At 36.1% G+C, this 13,950-nt stretch carries 15 protein-coding genes and 1 pseudogene; 8 read left to right on the top strand and 8 right to left on the bottom strand.

Annotation, left to right across the window (positions count from 1 at the left end):
* Positions 1 to 25 precede the first annotated feature (25 nt).
* The 3 genes and pseudogenes from J2Z81_RS07540 to J2Z81_RS15805 form a co-directional block, all read left to right on the top strand.
* Positions 26 to 1,417 (top strand): HAMP domain-containing sensor histidine kinase, encoded by a 1,392-nt coding sequence (locus J2Z81_RS07540; RefSeq protein ID WP_029269488.1) that lies wholly within the window; start codon positions 26 to 28, stop codon positions 1,415 to 1,417.
* 33 nt (positions 1,418 to 1,450) lie between these two features.
* Complete coding sequence (locus tag J2Z81_RS07535; RefSeq protein ID WP_226371046.1) at positions 1,451 to 1,843, top strand: hypothetical protein; 393 nt, start codon at positions 1,451 to 1,453, stop codon at positions 1,841 to 1,843.
* An 85-nt stretch (positions 1,844 to 1,928) separates the two neighbouring features.
* A pseudogene (locus J2Z81_RS15805) lies at positions 1,929 to 2,063 on the top strand (hypothetical protein); the annotation flags it as partial.
* A gap of 28 nt (positions 2,064 to 2,091) precedes the next feature.
* Here the strand turns inward: J2Z81_RS15805 and J2Z81_RS07530 are convergent.
* Both J2Z81_RS07530 and J2Z81_RS07525 read right to left on the bottom strand, forming a co-directional pair.
* Positions 2,092 to 2,268: a YjzC family protein gene (locus tag J2Z81_RS07530; protein WP_084179226.1), complete on the bottom strand. Its 177-nt coding sequence runs from the start codon at positions 2,266 to 2,268 to the stop codon at positions 2,092 to 2,094.
* Positions 2,269 to 2,331: 63 nt separating this feature from the next.
* Complete coding sequence (locus J2Z81_RS07525) at positions 2,332 to 2,958, bottom strand: metal-dependent hydrolase (RefSeq protein ID WP_029269491.1); 627 nt, start codon at positions 2,956 to 2,958, stop codon at positions 2,332 to 2,334.
* A 199-nt stretch (positions 2,959 to 3,157) separates the two neighbouring features.
* On the opposite strand from J2Z81_RS07525, the gene J2Z81_RS07520 reads away from it, so the two are divergent.
* The 3 genes from J2Z81_RS07520 (at position 3,158) to brnQ (ending at position 6,543) form a co-directional block, all read left to right on the top strand.
* Positions 3,158 to 4,549: a DUF6612 family protein gene (locus J2Z81_RS07520; RefSeq protein ID WP_029269493.1), complete on the top strand. Its 1,392-nt coding sequence runs from the start codon at positions 3,158 to 3,160 to the stop codon at positions 4,547 to 4,549.
* A gap of 48 nt (positions 4,550 to 4,597) precedes the next feature.
* Complete coding sequence (locus tag J2Z81_RS07515) at positions 4,598 to 5,005, top strand: secondary thiamine-phosphate synthase enzyme YjbQ (RefSeq protein ID WP_226371045.1); 408 nt, start codon at positions 4,598 to 4,600, stop codon at positions 5,003 to 5,005.
* Between the two features lie 182 nt (positions 5,006 to 5,187).
* A complete protein-coding gene (gene brnQ / locus J2Z81_RS07510; protein ID WP_029269497.1) occupies positions 5,188 to 6,543 on the top strand; it encodes a branched-chain amino acid transport system II carrier protein in 1,356 nt (451 codons plus the stop codon).
* Between the two features lie 52 nt (positions 6,544 to 6,595).
* Here brnQ and J2Z81_RS07505 read toward each other — a convergent pair whose 3' ends face one another.
* The 6 genes from J2Z81_RS07505 to J2Z81_RS07480 form a co-directional block, all read right to left on the bottom strand.
* Positions 6,596 to 7,258 carry a GntR family transcriptional regulator gene (locus J2Z81_RS07505; RefSeq protein ID WP_226371044.1) on the bottom strand — a complete coding sequence of 221 codons (663 nt, stop codon included), beginning with the start codon at positions 7,256 to 7,258 and terminating at the stop codon, positions 6,596 to 6,598.
* A 998-nt stretch (positions 7,259 to 8,256) separates the two neighbouring features.
* Positions 8,257 to 8,463, bottom strand: a complete 207-nt coding sequence (locus tag J2Z81_RS07500) for a CDGSH iron-sulfur domain-containing protein (RefSeq protein ID WP_029269501.1) — start codon at positions 8,461 to 8,463, stop codon at positions 8,257 to 8,259.
* A 150-nt stretch (positions 8,464 to 8,613) separates the two neighbouring features.
* Positions 8,614 to 9,447 (bottom strand): phosphate ABC transporter ATP-binding protein PstB, encoded by an 834-nt coding sequence (pstB, locus tag J2Z81_RS07495; RefSeq protein WP_029269502.1) that lies wholly within the window; start codon positions 9,445 to 9,447, stop codon positions 8,614 to 8,616.
* A 53-nt stretch (positions 9,448 to 9,500) separates the two neighbouring features.
* Positions 9,501 to 10,385, bottom strand: a complete 885-nt coding sequence (pstA, locus tag J2Z81_RS07490; RefSeq protein ID WP_226371043.1) for a phosphate ABC transporter permease PstA — start codon at positions 10,383 to 10,385, stop codon at positions 9,501 to 9,503.
* A 1-nt stretch (position 10,386) separates the two neighbouring features.
* The gene (gene pstC, locus J2Z81_RS07485; RefSeq protein WP_029269506.1) at positions 10,387 to 11,343 is read right to left on the bottom strand and encodes a phosphate ABC transporter permease subunit PstC; all 957 of its coding nucleotides are present in this window, start codon (positions 11,341 to 11,343) and stop codon (positions 10,387 to 10,389) included.
* 83 nt (positions 11,344 to 11,426) lie between these two features.
* Complete coding sequence (locus J2Z81_RS07480) at positions 11,427 to 12,401, bottom strand: PstS family phosphate ABC transporter substrate-binding protein (RefSeq protein WP_029269508.1); 975 nt, start codon at positions 12,399 to 12,401, stop codon at positions 11,427 to 11,429.
* 255 nt (positions 12,402 to 12,656) lie between these two features.
* On the opposite strand from J2Z81_RS07480, the gene J2Z81_RS07475 reads away from it, so the two are divergent.
* Together J2Z81_RS07475 and phnG are read left to right on the top strand one after the other, a co-directional pair.
* A complete protein-coding gene (locus J2Z81_RS07475) occupies positions 12,657 to 13,373 on the top strand; it encodes a GntR family transcriptional regulator (RefSeq protein ID WP_226371042.1) in 717 nt (238 codons plus the stop codon).
* A gap of 130 nt (positions 13,374 to 13,503) precedes the next feature.
* Positions 13,504 to 13,926 carry a phosphonate C-P lyase system protein PhnG gene (gene phnG / locus J2Z81_RS07470; RefSeq protein ID WP_029269510.1) on the top strand — a complete coding sequence of 141 codons (423 nt, stop codon included), beginning with the start codon at positions 13,504 to 13,506 and terminating at the stop codon, positions 13,924 to 13,926.
* Positions 13,927 to 13,950 lie beyond the last annotated feature (24 nt).

Here is a 13,950-nt window from a genome sequence, read left to right as displayed (position 1 = left end):
CAGATTAAGTTCGGAGGTCAGTATCATGCGAACACTTTATGTCAGAATTATTGTTACAACAATGGCCATCATGATAGCAAGTTCGATTATTGCCTTTGCAGTGACCAATATCTATTATCAGCATTACCTAAAACCGGAGAATGATCGTAAAATTACTAAAATAGCTCAAAATATTGTGTATGTATTGGAAAAGAATGATAATCGGGACATTTCAACTTTTTTTGCTTCGATGACAAATTTAGGTTATCAGTTTTATGTTATTGACCAAAATGGCAATGAGCAGTTTTATGGTAAACCTTTTCGGAAAAATAATCTAAAAGCGAAGTACATCGATCATGTTTTAGAAGGAAACGTATATCATGGTATTGCACAATTTCCATGGAAACCTTTTGTTACTGGCTTTTTTGATAATGAACTAAAAAATACAGTGGGTGTACCGGTTACTCTGGATAATGAACGACAGGCGTTATTTGTACGTCCAAATACATCCCAGCAGTTTGGAGAAATGCGTGTCTTTCTAGCAGTGTTATTATTATTTGCTTTATTATTCAGCTTTTTATTAGTATTAATAAGTACACGTTTTATTGTTAATCCGATAAAGAAACTTACAGAAGCAACAAAAAAAATAGCAGCTGGGAATTATCATTTAAAATTGAATGTTCATCGCCGTGATGAGATTGGCCGACTTGCTAATAATTTCTCTATCATGAGCAATAGTTTGGAAAAAACAGAAGAAAAGAGACAAGAGTTTGTTTCCGGTGTCTCTCATGAAATTCAATCTCCACTTGCGTCAATTCAAGGATTTGCACAAACATTAAGAAATGAAAATTTATCTGAGCAAGAAAGAATACATTATTTAACAATCATCGAAAAAGAGAGTAAACGATTATCCGCTTTAAGTAAACAGCTGCTAACCCTTTCGTTTTTAGATAGTGAGATGGAGAGCAGTGAAAAAATTGCATTTGATTTAGCGGCGCAGTTGAAGGAAGTTGTGTATTCCACAGAGTGGCAATGGCGGGAGAAAGGTATTGCCTTTGAAATGAACCTCAATCCATGTGAGGCAGTAGGGGACCCGAGGCTCTTACAGCAAGTTTGGATGAATTTAATTACAAATGCGATTCGCTACACGGACAAGGGAGGAGAAGTAATAGTAACGGCAAATTGTGAAAAATCTGGCGTTTACGTTACTGTTAAAGATAACGGAATAGGGATTGCAGAGGAAGATATAACCCAGATTTTTGACCGTTTTTATAAAGTTGATAAGGCGCGTACACGTACGAAGAATAGTACAGGCCTAGGGCTAGCGATCGTAAAGAAAATTATCAGTCTACATGGTGGATCGATTATGGTGGATAGTGAACCTGGAACAGGCTCAGCCTTTCATGTTTATTTGCCAAAATCACAAATATCCGAATAAGTCCTATTTGAATATAAATATGGAGGAAACATGATGAGAGAACTTATTAAACTGATGGCAAATAGAATGAATGATATTCATGATATTTTAGTAGATACGTTTGGTGTACATATGACCGATAAGGAACTCCACTTTTGGGTTATAGGAATTATAGGGATCATTACCTATTTTATTGTTTACTTTTGTTTTAAAATTATAGAAAAGATGCAGTGGAGTATAACGATACTATCCTTTATTTATACATTTACTGTTATGGTTGTTTTGGTGTTTGCAATAGAGCTACAGCAGGCAATCACCAACCGCGGCAATATGGAATTTGCTGATGCTGTGATGGGTCTATGGGGTTATTTGGTATTTTTTTTGGTATATATCGTTGCAGCATTTATCATCTATACAATTATTAAACTTTTTAAGGGAAAAAAATAATATCTTAGCTTTTGATTATTTTCCATTTATTAACCGGTATTCCAATCCCTTTTTATAGATTATGACCAAGAGCAATCAGATTATTGTTTTGTTTAACAATAATTCCGGCGGAAACGCATCGAGTAACGCAAAAGAACTGCAATCGATGCTGAAGGTCAAATACGAAGGACTTGCACCAAAACAGCTTGATTTATTTGGGGACAGTCTCTCACCACTTTAAAGTGATGAGGGACTGTCCCCCATTCTTACTAGCCTTTTTCATAGGTCCATACGCGGTCGTGATTCGTGTTTTGCGGAAATTTTTCTCCTGCTTTAAGTTTAACTATTTTTGGATCGTTTACATTATTTCCTGTTTCTCCTATCTCACGGTATATGCCGTTATTAGGCGCTTTTTGGCCATAACGAAAATGACTGTATTCTCCCAAAATGATCACTCCTTTTTATTTTATTATGGCAATATAAGAAGTGATTCATTCACGATTGGATATTTAGATTTCTTTTGTTGAAACTGGAAGGAATAGCGGAATGCCTCGTTTATTAAAGGGAAGAAGTTTACTATCTGCCACTAAATGGCTAATATATCCAATGATACAAGTATAATAAATACCTTTCATATCAAGAGCTGCTTCTAAATGGAAGGCAATTATTCCAAAGAAAATAAGACCAATGATCGAGTGGGTATAACTGCGATGAGGAACCCAAGCAGATATAAAAATATAAATCCCTAGCAAGAATAACCATATTTCGTCTAAAAAATATCCTCCTGTCACAACACCAATACCTGTAATGAGCAGCATATGTTTTTGCTTGATGAGTGAAGAAAGTATAATCATTCCCAGTCCAATTCCAATGCCAATCGTTCTTTCTTCATCCGACCCCCCGTAAAAACTATAAGTGATCAGCAAAACTCCGATTAACTGGGCAATCGACCGAATGATTTTATGGGATATCGTGATTCTACCGCTAAGTTTCCCATCAATATCAAGATCAGGGATCAATCCTGAAATTAGTCCTAATCCCATGAAAAGAAGTGTTGCAGAAGGAGTGGCTGAAAAATAATTAGCAACAATAAATCCTGACGCAGTTCCAATCACCGCGTGTGAAGTACCTGTCATTTTGAACTTCTCCTCAAATAAGATTTTCAAACCCAATAATTATTTTACAATAAAACGGTTTAGATAGGATAGACGTCGTTTCATTTAGATCACAAAAATTTCCGGAATTTCCCCTTCCCCCTTTTTAATGTAATAAATTTCTTTTTCGTATATAATGCAAATAGCATGAATTTTTCAAATGATAGAGAGGGAAGGAACTATGAGGAAATTTTTGGTATTATTTATTGTTTTATGTTTATTATTACTAGCAGCATGTAATTCCGATTCTTCCGTATCTAAATCAAAGGATTCAGACTCCAAAGATACCTCAGCGAAGGAACAATCCGTTGCTGAAATTTTAAAAAAGACGGAAGAGGCACATAAGGATCTGGAATCACTGGAAGTTGAATTTATGGAGTCTTATGAAGGTGGACAGGATAAGGGCGTTGAAAAATATGATTATAAAAATAGTGTGGGGTTTTTGAAATATAATGAAGGGGTAGTGATGTATAAAGATAAGGATGGCTTTCTTCTTTCGTTAGATGGCAAGACAGAAGCGCCACAAATTGAAGAAAAAAATGTATTTGCAATGAAATTTGATAATCAAATGAGTCAACATAAAAATCAAATTCATTACTTAAAAGAGTTTGATTCCGATCTATATGAGAAATTTGATATGGAGGATAAGGATGAACATTTCATTCTTACTTATAGTGGAAGTGATAAAGATAAATTGCAATTAATGCAAGGATTTGCTGATACATATAATGAAAATTTAGCAGATGTTTTGGGGAGAGATGTCGAAGCGAAAGACCTTACCGTCGATAAGCTAACTATCACAGTAGAAATTAACAAAGATACGAATCAAATTGAAACCTTTGAAGAGGAAATGAAGTATTCTCAATTTGTTGATGGAAAGAATCGTGATTATGATCAAAAGGTAGTATATGAGTATTCGAACTATAATGACATTGATGAGATCAAAAAACCCGATTTCACGGGTGACAAAACTACAAAGGAGAAAGATAAATCACATGCATTAAGTAAAAAAGACGAGAAAAAATATGAAGAAGAGGCATCTGCTTATGTTGATGCATTGATTCAAGCAACTGTTTTTCAAAATGTAGATAAATACATGGAAAAGGCCCCGGATTCTAAAGAAGATAAAAAATCTGACGGGCAAATGCAAAAAAATCTATTTAAAGATTTCTATATTCAAAACACAAAACAAAATATGCAAGGATCGAGTGTTTCAGACAAGCAAATTAACGATTTGGCTGATGCCTTTTTGGGTGCACTTTCAAAAACCAAATATGAAATTGTAGATGTAACAGTCCAAACAGAAAGAGATATAGCCGTTACCGTCTCGGTTGAGGGGATTGATGATGCTTCTATCTATCAAGAAGCTGGACAAGAATTAAAGGAACTCTATGAGAATGAAGAGATTGGCAAGGAAGAGCTAGATGCAAAAAATATAGAAATATTAATTCAAAAGTATAATGAGGTAGAAGCTTTAACAGAACCAAAAATCGTGGAGGTTGATGTGACCCGAAATCAGGATTCATATGAGGTACTGATGCAGGATCAATATTTAGCAGGGTTTGTGCAGTAATATTTTTTTAAGGGTAATTAAGAAAAGATTGGAAGGAGACGGATCAGGTTGAGCAAGACATTATATTCCTTTGAGATCTCTACAACAGAAAAGCAATCGTTTACCAATTTGGACAAACAGTTGGAGCTGGCTCTTACTGAAAGCGGAATAAAAGATGGGATTATGATCGTTTATTGTCCGCATACAACAGCCGCCATCACTATCAATGAAAATGCAGATCCAGATGTGAAAACGGATTTGAAATTAGGATTGAATGAAACCTTTCCGAACAAAAAAGAATATATTCATATGGAGGGAAATTCAGATGGTCACATGAAATCTTCAGTGGTGGGTGCAAGCGAAATGTTGATTGTTTCAGATGGCAGTTTGATCTTAGGTACGTGGCAAAGTGTTTATTTTTGTGAATTTGATGGTCCGAGGAAGAGAAAAGTATTAGTGAAAATAATAGAAGGATAAACGATCAATTTAGCCTATCGCCAGCATGGAGGCGGTAGGCATTGTCAATTTAAGTCGAAATCATCAAAAAATTTAGTATGATATATTGCATTTTGCAGAAAAAGATAGTAATATAGATTCACTAATATATTGCATTTAGCAAAAGAATCTGACAATAGAGTTTAACATCAAGGGGCGTTTACATGAATAAGAAACTATCATTTTCATCCTATTTTATAATCGGGGTTATGTTATTTGCGCTATTTTTTGGAGCAGGAAATTTAATTTTCCCTGCCACACTCGGTCAAAATGCGGGTGAGAATCTTTGGCCTGCGGTAATCGGGTTTTTGATTACGGGTGTCGGGCTCCCATTTTTGGGAATTTTAGCAATAGGTTTTTCAGGAAGTCGTAATTTACAGGAACTTGCAGGAAGAATTCACCCGATTTATGGTATTATTTTTACTAGTCTACTATATTTGACGATCGGTCCATTTTTTGCAGCTCCACGTACAGGTGCAGTTGCGTATGACGTTGGGATAACACCGTTTGTAAGTGAGGAATATAGTCAAATAAGCTTATTCCTATTCTCAGCACTATTCTTTGCAGCTTCCCTTTGGCTTTCACTTACTCCGGCAAAACTAGTTGAACGATTTGGTAAACTATTATCTCCGGCTATCATTGTTCTTTTGATATTTTTGTTAGTGACGGCTATCATAAATCCGATGGGGTCTATTGAAGCACCACAAGAAGCATATAAAAGCGGAGCCTTCCTAAATGGGTTTTTAGAAGGTTATAACACAATGGATGCGTTAGCTTCTCTTGTGTTTGGTATTATCGTTATCAATGCTATCCGATCGTTTGGTGTGAAATCCACTCAAGGTGTACTGGCAGCAACAGCGAAATCAGGTATTGTTGCAGTCTTATTTTTAGGCATCATTTATACAGGCATTGCATATTTGGGAGCAACAAGCACGGAAGTATTTGGCCTTTTTGAGACTGGAGGACCTGTATTAGGGAATGCTGCTTCGCATTACTTTGGACTAGCAGGAACGATGATGTTATCCATTATTATTATCCTTGCTTGTTTGACAACAAGTATAGGGCTGATGACATCGTGTGGGGAATACTTCCATTCCCTATTTCCGAAAGTAAGTTACAAAGTATTTGTCACGTTCTTTACAACGCTCACATTTATCATTGCAAATTTCGGATTGACAAATATTATTAACTACTCAGTCCCTGTTTTGATGTTTCTATATCCGCTTGCCATTGTGGTGATGCTTTTAGCTTTCTTGTCCCCATTGTTTAACCATTCAAGAATGGTTTATGTATCGGCTACAATTGTTACATTTATGATTAGTATTATTGATGGTATCAAGACGCTTTTCGATCAATTTGAAATGGACTATGCCGGATGGCTGACATCGATAATAGCTTTTTATGAAAAATCATTGCCATTATATAATGAGGGACTTGGCTGGCTGGTGCCTGTGCTTGCTGTTATCTTGATCACAGGAATCATAGCACGAGTACAGCAGCTATCTACCGCTCACGCATAATATAAAATATAAAAGCCGTTTTCTATTCATTGATATAGAAAACGGCTTTTACTTACTGCTTTTTAAATAAGCGAAATTCATCGATTGCCCGAAGCCAGTTTTTCCGCATCACTGCAGAAACTTCATTGATCTTCTTTTTCTTCATTAATTGAATTACTGTCTTGTGTTCGGTAATTGATTGTTTGGTTAGAAAGATAGAGTTATGGAAAAATAGTCTTCGAACATGAGCTTGTAAGTAAGTAACGATATTATGAATATAGGCATTATTAGCTGTGTTTACAATGATTTGGTGAAATTCCTCATCAACTTTTAAAGCGGAGAAGTAGTTTTCTGAATGAATTGCTTTGGAAAAACGCTCATTCATATTCTCCAGAAGTGTAATCGTCTGATCAGTTATATTGGCAATGGCTAGTTCAGCGGATAAGGCTTGTAATGCAGCGAGAGTAGGGAGAAGGTCATTGAGTGAGTCTTTTTCCACTTCCGTTACTTGTGTCGCTTTACCCGGATACATTTTTACAAAGCCCTGTGCTTCTAATAACTGTAATGATTCCCGAATAGGAGTCCTGCTCACACCAAGTGCTTCAGCGAGTTCAGAATCATTCAACTTTTCACCGGGGTGCAAAGTTCCATCGATAATCCATTGTTGTAGTTGATTGAATGCGCTTTCCTTTGCGGATTTGCGAGTTGGCCTTGAATGATCAATTGGTATTGGCATAATGATTCACCCTCCAATATGATGTATTATATGTGCCTATTATACTATAAAAACAATCACTTTGATATACAATATATTGCGTTTAACAATGAAACTAGAAATACGAGATCTTTCTTCTGAAGCAAATAAAGTCATATTAGGAATGATTTAAAACATATAATGGCAATAGAGAGGATGGTATGCATTGGGGAGTTTTATTAGAAAGCTAAAGGGGGGCAGATTCATGTGTTAGGTGTAACAAATCCCGTACCTGGAATTTTACCTGTAAAAGGGAGTGGTGATGATTTCATCCATCTTTTCAAATAAATTATTGTTTCCGATCGTATTGCTTGTGATCAATTTAATGTATACCGCTTACTTCATTGGGATGTTATTCGATGGTTCCATATCCACTTTTGGAGGACTTTTCTTATTGTTTTCTTCGTTTATTGGCTTAATATCTATATTGTATATCAAAAGAAAGTTTGGTAATCGCAATAGCCTTATGATTCAAACTTTGGTTTTTATTAATTGGTTATTGATTATATTCCCTATACTGGCTCTGATACTGATTGTTCTCGCCAGCGCTGGAGTTTAAAAGAAATCCATACGATACGGCAGATGCTGAAAATGAACGTATGTTTCTGGAGTGATATATTATTAAATTACCATCATCAGTATTTTGATGAAATTTTAACACCTGAGCCTCAAGGAGTGGGTTTATGCCACAGAAACTTGCCGTTACTATTCTTTATGGCGCTGGCATACCAGAAGAGGATTTTGCGTGTGACACGATAAGAAAGATCAGCAATAAGTTTTCAAGCATATTGGTGGTCAATCAAAAATCACTGGGAAAGATAATAAATAGGAAGTGAGACTATGGTGAAAATTGAATAGATACATGAAAGTTTATCTATCGGAGATTTAGAAAAGACGATTTCCTCCTTCCAATTAGGAAAATCGTCTTTTCTTCGGATTTTTTAGTCACCATGAAAGTCAATTGTGAATGTCTCGTCGAATTAGTTTTTGTCTGCACGCGGAGCACTGTCAAAGTCGATCTTTTTATGAGATCCATCGCAAAAAGGTTTATTCTCTGAATGCCCGCAACGACATAATGATATTGCCTTTTTTGTTTCAAATTTTTCCCCTGTCGCATCTGTCAATTCGAATGAACCAGTTACAATATAGGGTCCATTATCATTTACACGAACCTTTGACTCAGTCATTTGATCAACTCCCTATATAAATCTAATAATATACCATATTATCCAGTATTCCCGTATTTATTCTATAACAAACGTATATGTTTTTATACATATGCAAGTAAAGGAAATATATTCTAGTATTTAATCATATAGAGAGCTTAATCTTTCTAATTAACCGAATCGCCCTGAAATATAATCTTCCGTGCGCTTATCTGTCGGATTATTGAATATTAAATTTGTGTTATCGTATTCTACCACCTCCCCGTTTAAAAAGAAGGCGGTTTTATCTGAAATACGGGCGGCTTGTTGCATATTATGTGTCACCACAATGATGGAGTACTCTTGTTTTAATTCTTGGATTAGCTCTTCAACCTTATGTGTTGACTTAGGGTCGAGTGCTGAAGTAGGTTCATCCATTAAAATGACATTTGGTTCTATAGCTAAGCAGCGTGCAATGCATAGGCGCTGTTGCTGTCCGCCGGATAACTCGTAGGCATTTTCATGGAGTCGATCCTTTACTTCATCCCATATATAAGCCCCGCGAAGACTACGCTCAACAATTTGATTGAGTACTTTTTTATTTCGGATTCCATGTATTTTCGGTCCATACGCAATATTTTCATAGATGGATTTTGGGAAGGGGTTTGGCTTCTGGAAGACCATTCCAACACGAGTTCTTAAATCTTCAACTTTGAGCGTTCTATCGAAAATACTTTTCCCGTTATACAGAATGGTTCCGGTTGTTTGGACTCCAGGTACAAGTTCAACCATGCGATTCAAAGTCTTTAAGTATGTGGATTTCCCGCAGCCTGAAGGTCCAATAATGGCAGTTACTTCTTTTTCGTAGATGGATAGGTTAATATCCTTTAAAGCATGCACATCACTGTACCAAAGGTTTAAATCCTGTGTATCATAGACAACCTTTTTAACCGGTAGATAGTTTCCTAAGTCTTTTTTTGTTAGTGTGTGATCACTTGTTTGTTGATAATCTAATAAAATACTCATTATGTTTCACTCCTTAAGAGATTTCATGGCAATTTCTTTAAAAAAAGGGCAAATCAAAATCGTTTTTGAAATTTATTTCGAATAATAACAGCAGCTGAATTTAAGATAAGTAACACGAATAACAAGACAATAATTGTTGCAGCGGCAAGATTCGCATATTCGGCTGTAAGTGATGAATCAAGCGTCCAATAATAGATTTGCATTGGAAGCACCGTAAAACGGTCCGTAATACCTCCTGGAAAAGGGATTAATAATGCAGGAATACCAATGACGACAAGTGGAGCAGTTTCTCCAATAGCGCGTGATAGGGACAAAATAGCGCCTGTTAATATTCCGGGCAAAGCTGCAGGAAGTATAATATTTTTGATGGTTTGCCATTTTGTGGCTCCCATTCCGTAGGATGCTTCACTTAAATGTTGTGGCACGGAACGAATAGCCTCTTGACTTGCGACAACTACGATTGGTAGCACGAGTAATGACATTGTTAAACCACCAGCAAGGACAATATTTCCAAGTTCCATTGCTCGAACAAAAATCGTCAATCCTAGAATTCCGTAAACAATGGACGGTACACCAGCTAAATTCGAGATATTTGTTTGAATAATCGCTTGCAGTCGTCCTTTTTTTGCGTACAATTCTAGATAAATAGCAGTTCCAACGCCTAAAAACATGGTAACTGGTGCAACGACAACCATTAGCCAAAATGTACCAAGAATTGCGCCCATAATACCTGCTTTGTCTGCTTGCGTTGATAATTTTCCGGTAATAAAGTCCATATTGATCCAATCTATTCCTTGAATAAGGACGCGTGCGATTAAAATTCCAAGCATAATCAGGCCAAAGATAGTAGAAAGGAAGAAGATTATTTTTGAAATGTTATTTTTTATGAGGCGCATATTTAATTTGTTTTGTACTTGTGCTGTATGAACATACTTCATTTTAATACTCCTCCCTAAACCTACGAGAGATATATCTTGCTGCTAAGTTCATGATTAGTGTAAAAACAAAGAGAGTCATGGCAACTGCATATAAACTGTAATAGATCGTTGAACCAGCAGGGGCATCTCCGCCAGTTACTTCCACAATGTATGCAGTCATTGTTTGCATGGATTGTGTAATATCAAAGGTGAAGTTTTTAGAACTTCCACTTGCAATGGTTACGATCATTGTTTCGCCAATTGCGCGGGATATTCCTAAAACGAAAGAAGCAATAATGCCTGATAAAGCTGCCGGAATAACGACGCGCGTTGTAACCTCTAATTTTGTAGCTCCTAATCCTAATGCTCCTTCTCGCATGGAGTTAGGGACAGAAGACATTGCATCCTCAGACATGGAGGCGATCATCGGAATAATCATAATTCCCATGACAATTCCAGGGCTAAGAATATTTGTTGGCTCAAGTCCGGGAATGATTTCTCTTAAAATGGGTGTAACGAATGTAAAAGCAAAAAAACCGTACACAATAGTGGGTATACCAGCAAGTACTTCCAATAATGGTTTGATTGTTTTCTTTACTCTATCTGATGCATACTCACTTAAATAAATGGCTGACATAAGACCGATAGGAGCTGCTACAATGATTGCAATTACGGATGAAAAGAATGTTCCTGTTATAAGTGGTAACACACCAAAACTAGGATCTTGACTTAAAGGTTCAAGTGTATTACCTGTAAAGAAGTCTAAAATAGGGACCCGTTTAAAAAATTCAATTGTTTCCGTTAATAAAGTAAATATAATTCCTATTGTTGTAAAAATAGAGATGGAGGTGATAATAAAGAGAAAGAACGGGATTGCTTTCTCAACTAGATTTGCAAAGCTTTTTTTCTGTTTCTTTTGATCGATTAATTCTCTGACCTGAACAGTATTATCGTCTTTCATCTTGGTGTTTGCAGCCATTATGTCGAGCACCCTTTCCAATGTTTATCGTTACAATAGGATGAGAGCCAAATTCTCGCTCTCATCCTATGAAAATTGTTTTTTTATTCTTTAAGCCCTTCTAGGAAATCAACATATTCTTGAACTTCCTCTTCTGGCAGTGGCGCAAATCCAGTTTCGCCAGCGAACTCATTTACGTGGTTCATAACGTAAATTGCATAATCCAGAACTTGCGGCTTTTCTTTAGCTTGATCAACATTTAAATATGTGAACACTGGCCGAGTGAATGGAGCATAGTCTCCGTCTTCAGCGATTGTATCAATAGATGGCTCAACAGGACCGTCACCGAAGTCTACATGTACTGCTTGTAATTTATCTTGGTTGTTTACATAGTAACCAAAGCCAAAGAAGGCAATCCCGTTAACATCTTCTGAAATAAGATTTACGAGCGTTGAGTATTCTTGTTGAAGGTTAATATCACTAACTAGATCTTTTTCCTCTAAAATGTTCTCATAGAAAAACTCATAAGTTCCGTGATTTTCATTCGGTCCATATGTGTTGATCTTTTCATCAGGAAATTCTGGATCGATATCTGACCATTTTTCAATATTTTCATCCTTTAGAAAGATCTTTTTTAAATCTTTTTCGGTAAGTTCAGTAGCCCAGTCATTGTCTGGATGAACGACAAAGGTAAGTCCATCTAATGCAACTTTTAATTCCTTTACTTCCATTCCTAGTTCTTCTGCCTTTTTAGCTTCTTCATCTTTAATTTGACGTGATGCATCATTAAAGTCAGTTCCATCTTCAGCTAAAAATTTTTTAAATCCTGCACTTGTACCTGCCCGGCTTACTTCAACAGAAACATTTTCCTGTTCATTCACCATATATTCTTCAGCTAATTTGGACATTAAAGGATAAACCGTTCCTGATCCATCAATAGCAACACTGCCTTCTAATTCATTTGATTCTTTTCCTTTTGCTTTATTTCCCTCTTCATCTTTTGAGTCATTTCCACATGCTGTAAGTATCATTGCGAAACTAATTAATACAAAGAATACAAAATACTTTTTGAAGTTCATTCAAATTGTCCTCCCCTATAGATGTTTATTTTGTTTAAGAGGTTTTCTTTTCCTCTCATTTAGAATTGTATCAACCGAGTATTAAGTGAATATGTCCTTCATGTAAATGTTTTGTAAATTTAAAAGAATTAGGATTATATGAGCGATTAGAGATTGGCAGAATCAAGGTCAATATGCTATGAATAGATTCATAGAGAGAGCTTTTTTGTTTGACAAGCGGGTACATGATTCATGGAATGATTGGAGATGAAGGGTATGTCCGAAAATAAGGAAGCACGCATTATTGACGAATTAATGCATCAAATTGTTTCAAATAGACTGGAGCCAGGGACCAGGCTGCCATCTGAAAACAAACTTGCAAATAAGTATTCGGTGCCTCGAATGACTGTCAGGAGTGCATTTGCAAAGCTGGAACAACGTGGTTATATTTATTCAAAACAAGGAAAAGGAAGATTTTTAAAAGAGAAGTCAAGGCAAATTGAATTACATCTAACTGGAAAAAACAGTTTCACGGAAAAAATGAAAAATTTAGGGCATGATCTAAAGACACGTAATATTTATTGTGAACAAATTGATTATGACGCAAAAATTTATCACATATTACAAGCGGAGAAAGATGGCAATGTACATAAAATAGGAAGAGTACGCTATATCAATGGAGAGCCGATTGCTTTACATATTTCATTTGTGAGTGAGGAAATGTTTCCAATGATCAAGAAAGATGGACATGCTATTGAATCCATGTTTTCCTATTATCATAAACTTGGCTATACGGAGTTTACGAGCAGTAAAAGTATGCTAAGTGTTGCCCATCCTACGCTTGATGAGCAATCATTGCTAGCATGCAACAGTCTAGTACCATTATTAATAGTTGAAACGGATTGCATTGACGTAACCTCTAAAAGAATTTTGGAATATACAAAAATCATCTATAGAAGTGATAAGTTTAAATATGATATAACGATCGATTAAAAGGCAGGAAGGTGCTATTTTCCCTTCGCTGCCTTTTTTGTTAAGTGAATTTACAAATAATTTACCGGATCTTAATACACACAAACTTGGCGACAAGATAAGATGAACTTGTGAAGGAGGTGCCATGAAAATGAAAAGACGCAAACGAACGGAAATTCTCATTCAGGATGATTCAAATTTAGCGCAGGATCTTGCTTCAATGATTTTGGAGAAGTATGAATGCCGCGAAGTAGTCATGCCGCAGTATGGATTGACGATGATCAAGATGCGGGAATCTGCGAAAAAATCATTGTTCTACATGGGAGAAGTTCTCATTACAGAAGCAAAAGTAGAGGTTCAATCGTGTATCGGTATTGGAATTATTGTTGGAATGGAAGAGAAAAAAGCTAGAAATATGGCTATTATTGATGCGGCTTATCAGGCAGGTCTGCCTGAAACAGAATCATGGGAAGCGGAACTAATAGAAGCAGAACAGCGAATCATTGAAAAGCGGTTAAAACATCAAGCAGATTTATCTGAAACGAAAGTTGATTTCGAAACGATGGATGTGTAATTCTATCATTTTAAAGAAAAGAGA

The sequence above is a fragment of the Virgibacillus alimentarius genome, from assembly GCF_017874635.1.
Lineage (GTDB): Bacteria > Bacillota > Bacilli > Bacillales > Amphibacillaceae > Virgibacillus_B > Virgibacillus_B alimentarius.
Note: the sequence above shows the minus strand (reverse complement) of the source record. Positions and strands in the feature narration are given on the sequence as shown.